The organism is Pseudoalteromonas sp. QJM3NY_12, assembly GCF_056173165.1.
Map to the genome: position 1 here is coordinate 1409435 of NZ_CM149661.1, position 17278 is coordinate 1426712.

Genomic DNA, 17278 nt, shown 5'->3' on the forward strand with positions numbered 1-17278 from the left:
TTTAAAATAACTGAAATTTATTATTCACGCTTTATTTGAGGCTTTTTTGTCAAACCTACAGAATGATCCCGCTATTAGAAGCTTGCTAGAGCGAATGCCTAAAAGCATTCAAACGACCTTTACCGATGAACAGTTAGCGCATTTAAAAATAGCCATTGGAGCCAGGCAGTGGGGTAACCACGCTGTTGACTGCAGAGGTGTAGTTAAACTTTTTAAATACCGATATTACTATGTTTTTTTAGCAGGTCGAAACAGGCGTGAACTAAGTGTAAAAGAGCAAAAAATAGCAAGGTTTACTCAAGCTATTATCTTAAGTTTGGTAGCTACGTTTACTATTTTACTTACATTGTTGGTTTTATATTTGATTAAATCGGCATTGGGCATTGATATTTTTGAAGGGTATTCGTTTGGAGTTTGGAGTTGGTTTAAGGGGTTATTTAATTAACATATCTTATTTAATGAGTTAATTTTTTATTTATACCCAAAAACTCATTGTAATGTTAGTTACAAAATAGTTAGTACTTTTGTCGGTATAAGCAATTGAACAAAAACAGCTAATGCTATATCATTCGCGTGGATTTTGTGGGGGGTCCCCCACGCTAGATTAGCTATAAGGAATTAAGCAAAATGACATCTCCAAGGACTTTCAAACCTTCAGGTTCCTCTGATGCCAATTTTTACCGATTATTTGATATATTTGCGTTATTTTTAGCTTTTCAGTGTGCAGCCCTGCTTTACAATTTTAAACTCACTCCCATTTATGCCGCTTCTGCGCTTTCGGTTGCTCTTAGTTATTTATATAGTGCTGAGCTCTTTTCTACTTATCGCTCTTGGCGCGCAGGTAAATTTAGAAATATGGTACTCTGTGCATGGGGCAGTGTACTTATTGCATTTGCATTTTTACTGGTTATTTCCTTTTTATTTAAGTTTAGCGAATCGCTTTCTCGAGTAGGAGTTGCTATTTGGTTTACGTTAAGTGTTACGTTTTTATATATTTGGCGTTTGGGTGTGTATTTGTATAAGCGCAATCGCCGCAAATTAGGACTGTCGCAACGAAATGTAGCCATTATTGGTGCTACAGAATCTGCTGCATACTTACATACTGAAATTGTAAAACACGATGAGTTAGGCTTTAACTTTAAAGGTTTTTATGACGATAGAAATCCTGAACGCCTATTTGAACAACTTGAAGAGCAGGGTGTAGAAGGGCGTATCCAAAGTGCGGTTGATGCTGCACACAATGGTGAGATAGATATACTTTATATTGCCCTCCCTATGAAAGCACAAAAGCGCATAGCTGATATTTTATTGCAGTTAGGTAATACCACCGTTGATGTGCATATAGTGCCAGATTTCTTACTCTCAAACTTAATACATGCCCGTATTGAACATGTGGGTGACGTAGATACACTCAGTGTGTTTGAAGCACCATGCATTGGCGCCCACGAATTTATAAAGCGCACAGAAGATATAGTAGTTTCAGCTATTATTGTCACCTTAATTACCCCGGTTTTATTAGCGATTGCAGCCGCAATCAAGCTGACATCTAAAGGGCCCATAATTTTTAAGCAAGACCGCTACGGTTTAGATGGGCAAAAAATAAAAGTGTGGAAGTTTCGCTCTATGACAGTGACCGAAAATAGCGATGTGGTCACTCAGGCAACAAAAAACGATGCCCGAATTACCCCGTTAGGCGGCTTTTTGCGACGCACTAGCCTTGATGAACTACCACAGTTTATAAATGTTTTAAAAGGCGATATGTCTATTGTTGGCCCTCGCCCCCATGCGGTTGCCCATAACGAAGAGTACCGCCAAAAAGTAGAATTTTATATGTTTAGGCACAAAACCAAACCGGGTATTACCGGTTGGGCACAAATTAACGGCTGGCGCGGCGAAACCGATACACTTGATAAAATGGCTAAGCGAGTTGAATACGACTTACATTACATTAAACATTGGTCTTTATGGTTTGATGTAAAAATAATTTTTATGACAATTTTTAAGGGATTTAAAAGTGAAAATGCGTACTAATATAATTAGCACTTTACTTGTTGCGTTAGGGGTTTCTGCACCTGTATCGGCAGTAGAACTTCAGCCTGGCAGTGTAATGACAAAAGATGGCGCTGAAGTTACGCCAATGCTGCAGCTTGGTGTAAGCAGTAACGATAACTTTTTCAGCTCTCCAGAAAACACCGAGTCGCGTTTAATATGGAATATAGCGCCAAGTTTAAATGCCTTAATTGAAGATGGCCCCGACAGCTATAAACTTGATATAGCGTCAAGCACGTCATTTCATAATAAAGACACAACCGATAACTTTACTCAAGTTAATGTTGGTGCGGGTGTACACAAAGAATTTACTAGCCAACACCGCTTAGATGTAACTGGTAATGCTGACTGGTTATACGAGCCACGCGGTGCGGGTTTAACTGAAGGTCAAGGTAATGTTGTTGAAGAGCTCGTTCATTATCAACAACAAAACCTAACAGCTCGCTATGAATACGGTGCTGTTAGCTCTAAAGCAATGTTTGCTTTAACCGCAGGTTATTATAATAAAAATTACCAAAACTTTACGGCCATATCGCAATTTCGTGATTACGATAAGCCTATGCTAGGTATTACTGGTTATTATAATACTCAAGCAGGTACCCGTGCCTTTTTAGAGGTTAAGCAAGAAAACTATCAATACGATGTAATTGACTCAAACGGTATTTCCCGCGATTCAAATGACGTTAAAGTATTATTAGGTATGGAGTGGGAAGCAACAGCGGTTACTACTGGCTCATTTAAAGTGGGTTACCAAAATAAAGAATTTGAGTCGAACTTGCGTGATAACTTTAGTGGTTTAAGCTGGGAAGCGGCTGCAGTTTGGAAGCCGTTGACTTATTCAACCTTGCAACTAGTTACCAGCCGTGCAGCTAAAGACCCTTTAGTACAAGGCGATTACATTCGTGAAAGCGTTTATGGTGCAACATGGCAGCATGATTGGAGCGATTATTTAAGCTCGGTGGTAAGCGCTAATTATGTTGACCAACAGTACTCAGGTAACTTTAACCGTAAAGACAAAGTTAAAAATGCGCGCCTAGGCTTAAATTATTTAGCTAATAACTTTGGCATGGTAACTGGTTATGTCGATTTTATTGATCGTAATTCAACTCAAGCTGACATTGAGTTTGATCGCGTTATTGTTGGCCTTAACTTTACATTTGCATTAAAGGGAAATGAATGAAGGTTAAAATTTTAATTAGCCTAATATTATTACTCAGCTTTAGTAGTTTTGCGAGTGATTCGCAAAACTACATATTAGGCGCAGGTGACAAAATAGAAATAAAAGTATTCGGCCAACCAGACTTAGATGTAACCTCACTGCTTGGTAATAGCGGTGAAATTAACTACCCGTTTTTAGGCAAGGTTAAGCTTGTTGGCTTAAGTGTTTCACAGGTTGAGCAAACAATAATTAGCGGTTTACAGCCTGATTATTTAGTTAACCCAAACGTATATGCGCAAGTAGTAGAGTATCGCCCTTTTTATATACATGGTGAAGTTAAAAAGCCGGGTGGTTACCCTTACCAACCCGCTATGACGGTAAACCAAGCGATAGCACTTGCCGGTGGATTAACAGAACGTGCCTCGGTTGATAAAATATTTATTTTTAAAGAGCAGACCAAACAGCAGCAACAAAAAGGTAGTTTAAATAGCCAAATTGCAGCGGGTGACACCATAAAAATAGAGCAACGCTTGTTTTAAGCGGTTTAAGGCAGTAATTAAAAAATGAATACACACTCTGAAAAGCCTAGCAATAACGAGGAACTAATTGATTTAGGTGCTTATCTTAATGTTATTAAGCAAAGTAAATGGAAGATTTTAGGTTTTGCTATTGTGGTTACACTGTTAACCATTATGGTTGCTTTAACTTTAGTGCCTAAGTATGTAGCCACAGCTACTTTATTAATTGAGTCGGAGCAAACTAAGGCTGTAAGCTTTGATGAAATATATGGCTTAGACTCTACTAAAAAAGAGTATTATTTAACCCAGTTTGAAGTGATTAAGTCAAACAGTGTTGCTCGTGAGGTAATTACTAAACTTAATTTAAAAGATCACACTGACTTTATTGCTAAGCCGTCGCTCACTGGTGAGCTAAAAGGCATGGTTAAGCAGCTGTTACCTTTTTTAAATAAAAAAGAGGGCTCTGTTCTTAGCGAAGAAGAGCAAGCAGAACGCAAAATGTTAGGTTTACTTGCTGCATTCAAATCGCGTTTGAGTGTCTCTCCTATAATGAAAACGCAATTAGTGCGTATAAGTTTTGAGTCGAGCGATCCTAAATTAGCTGCTTTGGTGGCTAACACAGTAGGCGAAGTATACATTGAAAGCCAAATGCGCGCTAAAATGGGGATTACCCAGCAAGCGTCTAGCTGGTTAAACACGCGTTTATCTGAATTGCGTATACAACTAGATAGCTCTGAAGTGCGTTTACAAGCTTACCGAGAAGCGCAAAAGCTGGTTGATATAGAAGGTATTGCAGGGCTTGTTACTCAAGAGCTTGAGCAAACTTCAAAGCAGTTAGTTGATGCGCGTGCGGCTAAAAATAACCTTGAAAGTATTAATCGTGTTATTAACGAATATGGCAACGACAACATAGAACTACTGGGTAGCATGCCCGAAATTACCTCACACCGTGTTGTACAAGATGTTAAACGTGAAGTTGTATTGGTTGAGCGTAAAGTAAGTGAGCTTAGTGAGGTTTACGGCCCTAAACATCCGAAAATGATTTCAGCTAAATCTGAACTTGCTACAGTTAAAACTAACCTTAATAAGCAAATTAAAGGGTTAATTACCGGTATTGAAAAAGAGCTAAATAGAACAACGCGAACTGTAAAAGCGCTTGAGCGCGATTTAGCTAAAATTCGTGCTGAATATCAAGATATTACTCGCAAAGAAACTCAATATAACCAACTAAAGCGTGAAGTTGAGACAAACCGTAATATTTTTAATACCTTTTTGTCACGCTCTAAAGAAACCGAAGTAACCAGTGACTTTAGCTCAGCTGCAGCTCGTTTTACAGACCGTGCTTATGCTCCACGAAACCCAAGTAAACCTAACAAAAAGCTGATTGTTATTTTAGCCTTTGTTGCCAGTTTTGGTTTTGCGGTAGTAATGACTTTTGTTTTTGATGCCTTAAACGACACAGTTAAGAATAAAAATGATGTAGAAAATAAACTCGCTCAACGTATGTTAGGGTTATTACCGCATGTTGTGGTACCTAAAAAGAGCTATTTTCCGATCCATGCTTATTTAGAGGATACCTATCGTCGTTTTGCTGAGTCGGTACGCACCTTCCGCACTAGTTTGTTGTTAACTCATCTTGACCGAGCGCATCAAGTTATTGCGGTTACCTCTACCTCACCAGGAGAGGGTAAAACGACCACCTCTGCCAATTTAGCGATGTCGTTGGCACAAATGGGTAAGGTATTATTAATAGATGCAGATTTACGTAAACCAACGTTAGCTAAACGATTTGATATACCGGTATTTCACCCTGGTTTAAGTAATTTAATGATAGGCACTGAGCAATTAGCAGAATGTGTTCATGTTGATGCGCAATCGGGTGTTACAATTATGCCAAGCGGGCAAATACCGTCGAATCCACTTGAGCTGTTATCAAACCCACGCTTTGCTGAGTTACTTAGCGATTTAAAAGCGCAGTACGACCATATTATTGTTGATACACCGCCTACACAAGCCGTAAGCGATGCATTGGTAATTGCGCAAAGTGTTGACTCGGTAGTTTATGTTGTTAAATCTGATATTACTCGTATTAAACCAATTACAGCGGGCCTTGAGCGTTTATTTGAAGTAAAAGCCCACGTTGCTGGTGTGGTACTTAATAAGGTTGATATGAGTAAATCTAAAGATGAGCATAGCCATGGCTACTATGATTATTACGATTACTCACAGCAACCTGAAAAGCCACAAGCGTAACTAAGTTAGTTTATGATTGATATTCATACGCATATTTTGCCGAGTATTGATGATGGCGCTAAAGATTTAACAGAATCTTTAGCGCTTTTAAAATTGGCTGAAAACGATGGCATTACGCATATGGTAGCAACGCCGCATATACATGTAGGCCGCTTTAATAATTCGATTTCTGTTATTAATGATAATTTGGCAAACTTACAAAAAAATGCAAAAAATGAAGGGATTAATGTAAAATTAGCGGCTGCTGCAGAGGTACGTTTAGACGTAGAACTTATGGCAATGGTGATGGCTAATAAACTGCCTTTTATTGGTAAAATAGCAGGCAAAAACGTATTGCTATTAGAGTTACCGCATTCACATATGCCACAAGGTTACGATAAATTTATTCAGTGGCTCGCCAAACAAAATATACGCGTTATTATTCCGCATCCTGAGCGTAACCGCGATATTCAGTCAAATCTTTATTACATTGAACACTTAAAGCAGTTAGGCTGTGATTTTCAGCTAACGGCATCGAGTATTGAAGGTGAGTGGGGCGAAAGCGCTCAAGCAATTTCTTTGCAAATGTTAAAAGATGGTTTAGTGAGCTATGTTGCCTCTGATGCTCATTCAGTCAAACGTCGACCGCCGATTTTAAGCCAAGCTAAAAAAACAGTAGCGCAATTATTAGGTGAAGAGCAGGGCACAACGCTTTTTGTAACTAACCCGCTGCAACTAACCGAGTGTTTATTTAATGACTAAATTAAACATGTTCAAGGCAGTACCTGCTGTTATTTTAGCCATGATAGTACTTGTTATTGCTTATACAAGTATGCAAAGTATGCGCGCAAATGCGTGGTACTTTAATGCCCTAAATATTGTGCAAGAGTCAGGTGGCGCTTTGTCTGGCTCATCGCTTCAGGCAGCAGAAAATGCGATTACCTTGGCTACTAATATGGACCCTGAGCATCCTCATTATTGGCACCTTTTAGCCCATATAAAAATGCTAGGTTTAGCAGGTACTGATACAACATCAATTGAGCAAACCGAACATACTCAGCAAACATATCAACAAGCTGAGCAAGCGTTGTTAAAGTCGGTTGAGTTAAGGCAAACTTGGGCACTAACCTGGATAAGCTTGGCGCAAGTTGTCAGCTATCAAGAGGGGCCAACAGAACGGGTTTATAATTATATTCAGCAAGCTAAAAAAGTTGGCCCATATAAGTTAGATGTTCACTTAGGTATTATTCAAATTGCGTTAATGCACTGGAATAAGCTACCCCCCACCTACAAAGCCCTTTATGTGAATGAGCTTAAATTAGCCTCTAAATACGGCTATAAGTTTAATAACATTTTTAGTATGGCGAAAGAAATGAACCGACTATCTATAGTGTGTTTATCGCTTCAATTTGGAACTCATTATGAGGCTATTAGAAACAGTTGGATGTTTAATAAATACTGTGGTTAAAAAAAATAAAGGGGCTAGGGATTAGGTGGTAGGTTTTAGGCTTATCCTCGAAACCCGACTACCAAAACATGAAGTTTAACTTCTGTAATCACAGCACTTCTTAGTTTTCTTTGTACATAATTTCCTGAAAATCTTATTGCACAGAGAGAAGCGAATGAGGAGTAAATGAGAAAACATTAACGATTAAGACCCTTATTAATGAAAGCTTTCTGTTTTTGTCACTTCCTCTAAAGCGCAGCGTCTCTTAGCCCTCTTTGTGTATAATTTTCTTAAAGATCTTATTGAACTGAGAGAAGCGAATGAGAAGTAAATGAGAAAATAAAGCCACTAAGCTAAGTGACTAATTATTTTGTTACTACCTCTAAAAGCGCAGCGTCTCTTAGCCCTCTCTGTGCATAAATTATTTAATGATCTAATTGCACTGAAAGAATCGAATGAGAAGTAAATGAGTAAACACTAACGATTAAGCCCCTTATTAATGAAAGCTTTCTGTTTTTGTCACTTCCTCTAAAGCGTAGCGTCTCTTAGCCCTCTTTGGGTATAATTTTCTTAAAGATCTTATTGAACTGAGAGAAGCGAATGAGAAGTAAATGAGAAAATAAAGCCACTAAGCTAAGTGACTAATTATTTTGTTACTACCTCTAAAAGCGCAGCGTCTCTTAGCCCTCTCTGTGCATAAATTCTTTAATGATCTAATTGCACTGAGAGAAGCGAATGAGGAGTAAATGAGGAAACATTAACGATTAAGCCCCTTATTAATGAAAGCTTTCTGTTTTTGTCACTTCCTCTAAAGCGCAGTGTCTCTTAACCCTCTTTGTGTATCTTCACTTAAGAGAATATTAACTATCAAGTTGAGTTAAAAATCATAAATTAAAGCGCTTGATACCATCAACTAACTTTAGTGTATTAAAGTTAATTAATAAGCCCGTATTTATATTTGATAGCTTCATATATGTAATCAACTGCGCTGAGTGAATAGGTTGGAGTTTATCAACGGCCTTCAGTTCAATTATTAATTCATTTGATAATAAAATATCCAACTTATAGCCTGTTGCAATATATTGTTCCTTATAAATTATTGGCAGTTCAACTTGATTTTTAACATTTAACCCAGCCTGACATAACTCATACATTAAACAAGATTCATAGCTTGACTCTAATAGTCCTGGCCCTAAAGTTTTATGTACCTCAATAGCGCACCCAATAACTATTTTTGTTAATTCGTCAATGTCCATGATTATCCTCATTCAATAGCAACTTTAAGAATTAGTTGCTTTGTTTCAGGCTTAACTAACGTTATAACCTGATTATAGTTTATTAAATTAGAAACCAAAGCCACTAACCCAAGTGATTAATTGTTTTGTCACTTCCTTTAAAAGCGCAGCGTCTCTTAGCTCTCTGTGCATAAATTCTTTAATGATCTAATTGAACTGAGAGAAGAGAATGAGAAGTAAATGAGAAAATAAAGCCACTAAGCTAAGTGACTAATTATTTTGTTACTACCTCTAAAAGCGCAGCGTCTCTTAGCCCTCTCTGTGCATAAATTCTTTAATGATCTAATTGAACTGAGAGAAGAGAATGAGAAGTAAATGAGAAAATAAAGCCACTAAGCTAAGTGACTAATTATTTTGTTACTACCTCTAAAAGCGCAGCGTCTCTTAGCCCTCTCTGTGCATAAATTCTTTAATGATCTAATTGCACTGAGAGAAGCGAATGAGGAGTAAATGAGTAAACATTAACGATTAAGCCCCTTATTAATGAAAGCTTTTTGTTTTTATCACTTCCTCTAAAAGCGCAGCGTCTCTTAGCCCTCTCTGTGCATAAATTCTTTAATGATCTAATTGCACTGAGAGAAGCGAATGAGGAGTAAATGAGGAAACATTAACGATTAAGCCCCTTATTAATGAAAGCTTTCTGTTTTTATCACTTCCTCTAAAGCGCAGCGTCTCTTAGCCCTCTTTGTGTATAATTTTCTTAAAGATCTAATTGAACTGAGAGAAGCGAATGAGGAGTAAATGAGGAAACATTAACGATTAAGCCCCTTATTAATGAAAGCTTTCTGTTTTTATCACTTCCTCTAAAGCGCAGCGTCTCTTAGCCCTCTTTGTGTATAATTTTCTTAAAGATCTAATTGAACTGAGAGAAGGGAATGAGAAATAAATGAGAAAATAAAGCCACTAACCTAAGTGATTAATTGTTTTTTCACCACTTCCCAAAGCGTAGCGTCTCATTGCTAAAACCTAAAACCTAAAACCTAAAACCTAAAACCTAAAACCTAAAACCTAAAACCTAAAACCTAAAACCTAAAACCTAAAACCTAAAACCTGTTTTAAAGACAAAAAAAGACCCAGAGCTATAAGGAACTCTGGGTTATAGAGGGGCTCATATGTGAGCCCTGCGCTAACTAAAGACACTTTCAGATTCTTAGGGAGAAGAAGAAAGTTATTTAAGTATAGTCAAAAGCTTCAAAAATACACATTTTTGCTCATTTTTTATACTGCAATAATTACAGTGAGTTACAATTGTTATGCACACTTAAGTTAGAGTTTACTCCCAGTTTATTAACTGCGTGTTTTGCACCAAATCTCTAGGTAGTGAGTTTTTTACCTTATTTTTTTGCCATTTTCCTAAACCAATAGGGCAACCACATAAGGTTAGGATCACTTCGTCAGTTGCCTTAACAACTTCATCCAAACGAATGTCTTTGCCATTAAAGTAATCACTGGCCTGCTGATTGTTTAGTTCCAGTACATTGCTTTTACATTGCTTACCAAATACGGTGGCAAATTCATGGGCGAGGCGCACGCCATTTTTATGAATAACACCTATCTGAATACCTAACCGCGCATATTTTATTTTGTTTTGTATTGCTTCAAATTCATCTGGGAACAGCCAAAGCTCTTTGTCGCGTTGCATTAAAGTGCCTGGTAGACTCGTTAAACCAAATTGCTTTTTGAGAGAGCTCATAAACGCACTTTGCTGTTTACTATCAAAATCAGTAAAGGGGAATGCGCCTTTTTTAACTTTTAGATTTTGGTTTTCGCAGCTGCTGTGTTTTTTAAATTTAGCAATAAAAAAGCCTTCACTGTCGAAGGTTTGCGGCCAAACATGTAAGTAACCCTCGTCTGTAGTGGCTTTTTCGGCGCCAGGGAAAAGGTCATTTAAAGGCTCTGGCGCGATGTATTCGCCAAATTCTTCTAGCAATGCATCACACACTTGCTGGTTTTCGAGTGGGGTTAATGTACAGGTTGAATACACCAGCGTGCCGCCAGGTTTAAGTGCATAAAATGCACTTTTAATCAGCTCTTTTTGTACTTGGGCAATGGTAATGTTTGATTCGATAGACCAATTTTTTAGTGCATCGCTGTCTTTACGAACTGTGCCTTCACCCGAGCAGGGCGCATCAAGCAAAATACTATCAAAGCATTCAAACATATAATTACCAAATACCACGCCATCAAAATGCGATAACGCACAATTACCAACACCCATGCGCTTTAGCGTGGCACTAAGTACTTTTAAGCGCGATGACGACAGCTCATTTGCAACCAATACACCTTGATTGTTCATTAGTGCAGCTAGTTGTGATGTTTTAGAACCCGGCGCAGAGGCCATATCGAGTACTGTGTTACTAGTTTGCAGGCTGTGCTTTAGTGCCATTGGCGGCAACATTGAGCTTGCTTCTTGTACGTACATTGCGCCGCTTAAGTGTAAGTCGGTATTACCTAGCGCTAAATTTTGCTCTTCATCGTTTGGGCGCTCTAGCCAAAAACCTTCATCGCACCAGGGTATTGCAGTGAGTTGCCAATTTTTTTGAGCTGCGTGGCGTTTAAATTCTTCAACACTCATTTTTAATGTATTAACGCGAACAGACTTACGTAAAGGTCGACGACAGGCATTTAAAAAATCATCTAAGGTAAGGTGCTCAGGCAGATAAGTTTTTACGTCATCAATAAATTGCTCTGGAATATAAGTGTTAGCGTCCACGATTTGGCTCATACAATAAAATTTAAAGCCGGATAATAGCATTTTTGACGATTTTTTTCAGTGTTAAAGCCGAAATAGTAGCACTTTGAAAGTGTCGACACCTCATTATGAAAAACGCATTTAATACTAAAAATTATTATACTTTTAGCTAATGCTGTCGACAATTTGATGGTTTTTTACTCATTCTTAGTGCTTTTAGGGTTGACACTGTTAGCTAATAAGCACATAGTTAACCCATAAATTGTCGACAATATAAAAATACTTTATGATACAGCACTTTTTAAACGACACTGCAGTTACAACCGCTTCCGATAAAGTGTTTGTAGATATGCGCCGCGAAATTGTAGAAGGCAGCATTGCACAAGGCAGTAAAATATCAGAGCCAGAGCTTGCAAAGCGTTATGGTGTAAGCCGTGCAACCCTCAGAGAGGCATTAAACCGTTTAGAAAGTTGTTACTTAGTTGAGCGCAAAGCCAATATAGGTTGTCGTGTTGTGGCATTAACCGCAGAGCGTTTAATTGAGGTGTATCAAGTGCGCAGTGCCCTTGAAGGACTTGCATGTAGGTTAGCTGCCGACAATATGGAACCAGATGAAGTTCAAGGCTTGAAACAATTACTCAACCAGCATTTGCACACTCAGCGTGTTAAAGAAGGTGAGTCGTACTATCAAGAAGCAGGCGACTTAGACTTTCATTATCGCATAATCAAAGGCAGTAAAAACGCTCACTTAATTCATTTGTTATGCCACGACCTATACCAGTTAATAAGAATGTACCGTGTGCAAATGGGCATGGTTGGGCCACGCGTATCGAAAGCGTTTGACGAACATTTAGCGATTATAAACGCCATAGAAAATCATGATGGGGAGCTCGCCGAAATGCTAATGAAGCGCCATATCAGTGCTTCTCAAGCAAATATACAAACAAAATTTGATGGATATAAATCATTACAAGCCACTCAAAATGAAGTGGCTAGCTAGGGTCTGTTGATCTTTGCGGATTAAACCTTGAAAGGTCAATATATCCTAGTACAGATGTAACATTATTAAAAAATACTAAGCTGCCAAAGAGCAGCCCCGTTCAAAATTAGGAGAAGGTAATGTCAGCAGGATTAAAATTTAAACAGGCAATTGCAAATAACCACCCGTTACAAGTTGTGGGCACTATTAACGCGTATACCGCAATGATGGCTGAAAAAATGGGCCATAAAGCTATTTACCTATCTGGGGCAGGTGTGGCTAATGCCTCATTTGGTATGCCAGATTTAGGCATGACCAGCCTTGATAACGTACTTGAAGATATTCGCCGCATTACCGGTGCTAGCGATTTACCATTATTAGTTGATGCCGATACAGGCTGGGGCGGAGCCTTTAATATTGCCCGTACCGTTAAAGAAATGACTAAAGCAGGTGCAGCAGGCTTTCATATTGAAGATCAAGTAGCGCAAAAGCGTTGTGGTCATCGTCCTAATAAAGAAATAGTTACTCAAACTGAAATGGTTGACCGCATTAAAGCCGCAGTTGATGCTAAAACCGATAGCGATTTTTACATTATGGCGCGTACTGATGCATTTCAAAAAGAAGGCTTAAATGCAGCAATAGACCGTGCAGCTGCCTGTGTTGAAGCGGGTGCCGATGCCATTTTTGCAGAAGCCGTTCACGACCTTGCTGATTACCACGCATTTAGCAAAGCGATTAATGTGCCGATTTTAGCCAACATTACCGAGTTTGGCCAAACCCCAATTTATACCAAAGAGCAGTTAAGCGATGTGGGTGTAGAAATGGTGCTTTACCCACTAAGTGCATTTAGAGCTATGAACAAAGCGGCACTTAATGTGTACTCGGCTATTTTGAATGAAGGGTCGCAACAAAGCCAAATTGAAAACATGCAAACGCGTGCAGAGCTTTACGACTTTTTAGATTATCACTCGTACGAAAACACGCTCGATAACCTTTTTTCAGAAAAATCTGACAAATAATAAAAAATTCAACAGGAGACAAATCATGGTAGATAAAGCATTAGGTGGCGCAGGCTTACGTGGCCAAGTAGCAGGACAAACAGCATTATGTACAGTAGGGCAAACAGGCTCAGGTTTAACTTACTGTGGTTACGACATTAGCGAACTGGCTGAAAAAGCGCAGTTTGAAGAAGTGTCGTTCTTACTTTCACGCGGCGAGCTACCAACATCAAGCGAACTGGCAGAGTACAAAGCTAAACTTAAGAGCTTACGTGGTTTACCAGAGGCACTAAAAACAGTGCTTGAGAACATTCCTAAAGACGCACACCCAATGGATGTAATGCGTACCGGTTGTTCTATGCTAGGTAACCTTGAAATGGAAAATGACTTTAGCGAAGCAAACGATGCGATTGACCGCATGGTGGCAATTTTCCCAAGTATTATTTGTTACTGGTATCGTTTTACTCATGACGGTGTTCGTATTGAAACACAAACGGGTGATGACTCAGTAGGCGCACACTTTTTAACGCTATTACACGATAAAGCACCAAGTGAATTATTTGCACAAGTAATGAATGTTTCACTAATTTTGTACGCAGAGCATGAATTTAATGCCTCTACCTTTACCGGTCGCGTATGTGCATCAACGCTTTCTGATATCCATTCTTGTGTAACTGGTGCAATTGGTACCTTACGTGGCCCATTACATGGTGGCGCAAACGAAGCAGCAATGGATATGATTGAAGGCTTTAGCAGTGCTGATCAAGCTGAAGACGCGCTTATGGGCATGCTTGAGCGTAAAGATAAAATTATGGGCTTTGGCCACGCTATTTACCGTGAGTCGGATCCACGTAATGTTATTATTAAAAAATGGTCTGAAAAATTAGCCGCAGAAGTGGGTGACGATGTGCTTTACCCAGTATCAGTTCGCTGTGAAGAAGTAATGTGGCGTGAGAAGAAGTTATTCTGTAATGCTGACTTTTTCCATGCATCGGCTTACCACTTTATGGGTATTCCTACTAAGTTATTTACGCCTATCTTTGTAATGAGCCGAGTAACCGGTTGGACAGCACACGTAAAAGAGCAACGTGCAAATAACCGTATAATTCGCCCAAGTGCCGATTACACAGGGCCAGATGCGCGCAGCTACACGCCAATTGAATCAAGATAAACATATAGTCCATACAAAAGGTGAGTTACCAACTCACCTTTTACGGCTTTAGCAAATTATGCAAACAATATACCTTCAAATCTAAAGCCTGTCTTGATTAACCCCGTCACCAAATTAGCGAATTTATTATGACCATTATTAATAACACTCAATACCGTAAGCCATTACCAGGCTCAAATGTAGATTACTACGATACCCAGGCCGCAGTAGATGCCATTAAACTAGGTGCTTACGCCAAACTGCCTTACAGTTCGCGGGTATTTGCCGAAAACTTAGTACGCCGTTGTGAACCCGATATGCTAACCGATGCGCTTAGCCAAATTATTGAGCGCAAGCAAGACCTAGATTTCCCATGGTATCCGGCACGCGTTGTATGTCACGATATTTTAGGGCAAACCGCTTTAGTTGATTTAGCGGGTCTGCGCGACGCTATTGCTGCAAAAGGCGGCGATCCTGCAAAAGTAAATCCGGTTGTGCCAACACAATTAATTGTCGATCACTCGTTAGCGGTAGAGCATGCAGGCTTTGACCCTGAAGCATTTGAGAAAAACCGCGCGATTGAAGATAGACGTAACGATGATCGTTTTCATTTTATAAACTGGACAAAAACTGCGTTTAAAAATATTGATGTGATCCCACCGGGCAATGGCATCATGCATCAAATTAACCTTGAAAAAATGTCGCCGGTTATTCAAAACCGTGATGGTATTGCATTCCCAGACACGCTAGTAGGTACCGACAGCCATACACCGCATGTTGATGCGTTAGGTGTTATTGCTGTTGGCGTGGGCGGCCTTGAAGCCGAAAGTGTAATGCTAGGGCGCGCATCGTACATTCGTTTACCCGATATTGTGGGTGTAGAACTTACCGGTAAACGCCAACCGGGCATTACTGCAACCGATATTGTATTGGCTATTACCGAATTTTTACGCGAGCAACGTGTGGTATCGACTTACCTCGAGTTTTACGGTGAGGGTGCTGATGCACTAACCCTTGGTGATAGAGCGACTATTTCGAACATGACCCCAGAATTTGGCGCAACCGCGGCTATGTTCTACATTGACGATAAAACTATTGATTACTTACGTTTAACAGGTCGCGACGAAGAGCAAATTGCACTAGTAGAAAACTACGCTAAAACAGCAGGGCTATGGAGCGACAGCTTAAAAACAGCGCATTACGATCGTGTGCTTAAATTTGATTTATCAAGTGTAGGGCGCAACATTGCAGGGCCTTCAAATCCGCACCGTCGTGTATCTACTAGCGACTTAGCTAAAGAAGGTATTTCGGGCGTTGTTGAAAACGAAGAAGGCTTAATGCCAGATGGCGCGTGTATTATTGCCGCTATTACTAGTTGTACTAATACCAGTAACCCACGTAATGTAATTGCTGCAGGTTTATTGGCGCGTAACGCCAATGCAAAAGGTTTAATGCGTAAACCTTGGGTTAAAACCTCATTGGCACCGGGTTCTAAAGCAGTGCAATCGTACCTTGAAGATGCAAACTTATTACCAGAGCTAGAGCAACTTGGTTTTGGTATTGTTGGTTTTGCCTGTACCACCTGTAACGGGATGAGTGGTGCACTAGATCCTAAAATTCAACAAGAAGTAATTGATCGCGATTTATACGCAACAGCGGTGCTTTCGGGTAACCGTAACTTTGATGGTCGTATTCATCCGTATGCTAAGCAAGCATTTTTAGCGTCTCCACCGCTTGTGGTTGCTTATGCAATTGCCGGTACCATCCGTTTTGATATAGAAAAAGATATCCTCGGTAAAGACCAGCAAGGTAACGATGTAACCTTAAAAGATTTATGGCCATCTGATGAAGAAATAGATGCAGTGATCAAGCAAAGTGTTAAGCCTGAGCAGTTTAGAAAAGTATACGAGCCAATGTTTAACTTAACCGTTGATTACGGCGAAGATAACGACCCATTATACGATTGGCGCCCTGAAAGTACGTATATTCGTCGCCCTCCTTATTGGGAAGGTGCATTAGCAGGCGAGCGCAGTATGAGTGGTATGCGTGCATTAGCGGTACTTGGCGATAACATTACCACCGATCATTTATCACCTTCTAATGCAATTATGGCAAGCAGCGCTGCAGGTGAATACTTAACTAAAATGAACGTGCCAGAAGAAGATTTTAACTCGTACGCAACGCACCGAGGCGATCACTTAACCGCACAACGAGCCACGTTTGCAAACCCTAAACTATTGAATGAAATGGTATTGGATGAAAACGGTGAAGTGAAGCAAGGATCGTACGCGCGCATAGAGCCAGAAGGTGAAAACACGCGTATGTGGGAAGCCATCGAAACCTACATGCAACGTAAACAACCGCTTATTATTGTTGCCGGTGCCGATTATGGCCAAGGTTCGTCGCGCGATTGGGCGGCAAAAGGTGTTAGGCTTGCTGGTGTTCAGGTTATTGCAGCTGAAGGGTTTGAGCGTATTCACCGTACTAACTTAATTGGTATGGGTGTGCTACCACTGGAGTTTGCTGCAGGTACAACCCGCAAAACACTAAATTTAGATGGTAGTGAAAGCTATGATGTTAAGGGCGAACCAGCACCAGGGGCAACTTTAGAATTAGTGATTACCCGTAAAAATGGTGAAGTAGTCACTGTGCCAATGAAATGCCGATTAGATACGCAAGAAGAGCTCTCTATATATGCTGCGGGTGGTGTGTTACAACGCTTTGCGCAAGACTTTTTAGAAGCAACACAAGCATCATAA

Annotated in this window: 13 protein-coding genes; 11 read left to right on the forward strand and 2 right to left on the reverse strand. The window is 39.8% G+C overall.

Annotation, left to right across the window (positions count from 1 at the left end):
* Positions 1–46 precede the first annotated feature (46 nt).
* The 7 genes from AC0VZ5_RS06560 to AC0VZ5_RS06590 all read left to right on the forward strand — a co-directional run bounded on the left by AC0VZ5_RS06560 (position 47) and on the right by AC0VZ5_RS06590 (position 7426).
* A complete protein-coding gene (locus AC0VZ5_RS06560; RefSeq protein ID WP_475474622.1) occupies positions 47–445 on the forward strand; it encodes a 3-phosphoshikimate 1-carboxyvinyltransferase in 399 nt (132 codons plus the stop codon).
* Positions 446–627: 182 nt separating this feature from the next.
* A complete protein-coding gene (locus AC0VZ5_RS06565) occupies positions 628–2031 on the forward strand; it encodes an undecaprenyl-phosphate glucose phosphotransferase (protein ID WP_475474623.1) in 1404 nt (467 codons plus the stop codon).
* The gene (locus AC0VZ5_RS06570) at positions 2015–3229 is read left to right on the forward strand and encodes an outer membrane beta-barrel protein (RefSeq protein WP_475474624.1); all 1215 of its coding nucleotides are present in this window, start codon (positions 2015–2017) and stop codon (positions 3227–3229) included. The genes AC0VZ5_RS06565 and AC0VZ5_RS06570 overlap by 17 nt, the downstream gene beginning before the upstream one ends.
* Positions 3226–3747 (forward strand): polysaccharide biosynthesis/export family protein, encoded by a 522-nt coding sequence (locus tag AC0VZ5_RS06575; RefSeq protein ID WP_475474625.1) that lies wholly within the window; start codon positions 3226–3228, stop codon positions 3745–3747. Before AC0VZ5_RS06570 ends, AC0VZ5_RS06575 begins: the two co-directional genes overlap by 4 nt.
* 24 nt (positions 3748–3771) lie before the next feature.
* Positions 3772–5979 carry a GumC family protein gene (locus tag AC0VZ5_RS06580; RefSeq protein WP_475474626.1) on the forward strand — a complete coding sequence of 736 codons (2208 nt, stop codon included), beginning with the start codon at positions 3772–3774 and terminating at the stop codon, positions 5977–5979.
* A gap of 12 nt (positions 5980–5991) precedes the next feature.
* Positions 5992–6720 carry a tyrosine-protein phosphatase gene (locus AC0VZ5_RS06585; RefSeq protein ID WP_475474627.1) on the forward strand — a complete coding sequence of 243 codons (729 nt, stop codon included), beginning with the start codon at positions 5992–5994 and terminating at the stop codon, positions 6718–6720.
* Positions 6713–7426 (forward strand): VpsP family polysaccharide biosynthesis protein, encoded by a 714-nt coding sequence (locus AC0VZ5_RS06590; RefSeq protein ID WP_475474628.1) that lies wholly within the window; start codon positions 6713–6715, stop codon positions 7424–7426. The genes AC0VZ5_RS06585 and AC0VZ5_RS06590 overlap by 8 nt, the downstream gene beginning before the upstream one ends.
* Before the next feature lie 863 nt (positions 7427–8289).
* Here the strand turns inward: AC0VZ5_RS06590 and AC0VZ5_RS06595 are convergent.
* Together AC0VZ5_RS06595 and rsmF are read right to left on the reverse strand one after the other, a co-directional pair.
* Positions 8290–8661: a GxxExxY protein gene (locus tag AC0VZ5_RS06595; RefSeq protein ID WP_138609732.1), complete on the reverse strand. Its 372-nt coding sequence runs from the start codon at positions 8659–8661 to the stop codon at positions 8290–8292.
* Positions 8662–9973: 1312 nt separating this feature from the next.
* A complete protein-coding gene (gene rsmF / locus AC0VZ5_RS06600; RefSeq protein WP_475474752.1) occupies positions 9974–11413 on the reverse strand; it encodes a 16S rRNA (cytosine(1407)-C(5))-methyltransferase RsmF in 1440 nt (479 codons plus the stop codon).
* Positions 11414–11678: 265 nt separating this feature from the next.
* On the opposite strand from rsmF, the gene AC0VZ5_RS06605 reads away from it, so the two are divergent.
* The 4 genes from AC0VZ5_RS06605 to acnD all read left to right on the forward strand — a co-directional run bounded on the left by AC0VZ5_RS06605 (position 11679) and on the right by acnD (position 17278).
* Positions 11679–12392: a GntR family transcriptional regulator gene (locus tag AC0VZ5_RS06605; protein ID WP_475474629.1), complete on the forward strand. Its 714-nt coding sequence runs from the start codon at positions 11679–11681 to the stop codon at positions 12390–12392.
* A gap of 119 nt (positions 12393–12511) precedes the next feature.
* On the forward strand, positions 12512–13390 hold the full coding sequence (gene prpB, locus AC0VZ5_RS06610) for a methylisocitrate lyase (protein WP_475474630.1): 879 nt from the start codon (positions 12512–12514) through the stop codon (positions 13388–13390).
* A gap of 25 nt (positions 13391–13415) precedes the next feature.
* The gene (gene prpC, locus AC0VZ5_RS06615) at positions 13416–14540 is read left to right on the forward strand and encodes a bifunctional 2-methylcitrate synthase/citrate synthase (RefSeq protein ID WP_475474631.1); all 1125 of its coding nucleotides are present in this window, start codon (positions 13416–13418) and stop codon (positions 14538–14540) included.
* Between the two features lie 128 nt (positions 14541–14668).
* Positions 14669–17278: a Fe/S-dependent 2-methylisocitrate dehydratase AcnD gene (gene acnD, locus AC0VZ5_RS06620; protein ID WP_475474632.1), complete on the forward strand. Its 2610-nt coding sequence runs from the start codon at positions 14669–14671 to the stop codon at positions 17276–17278.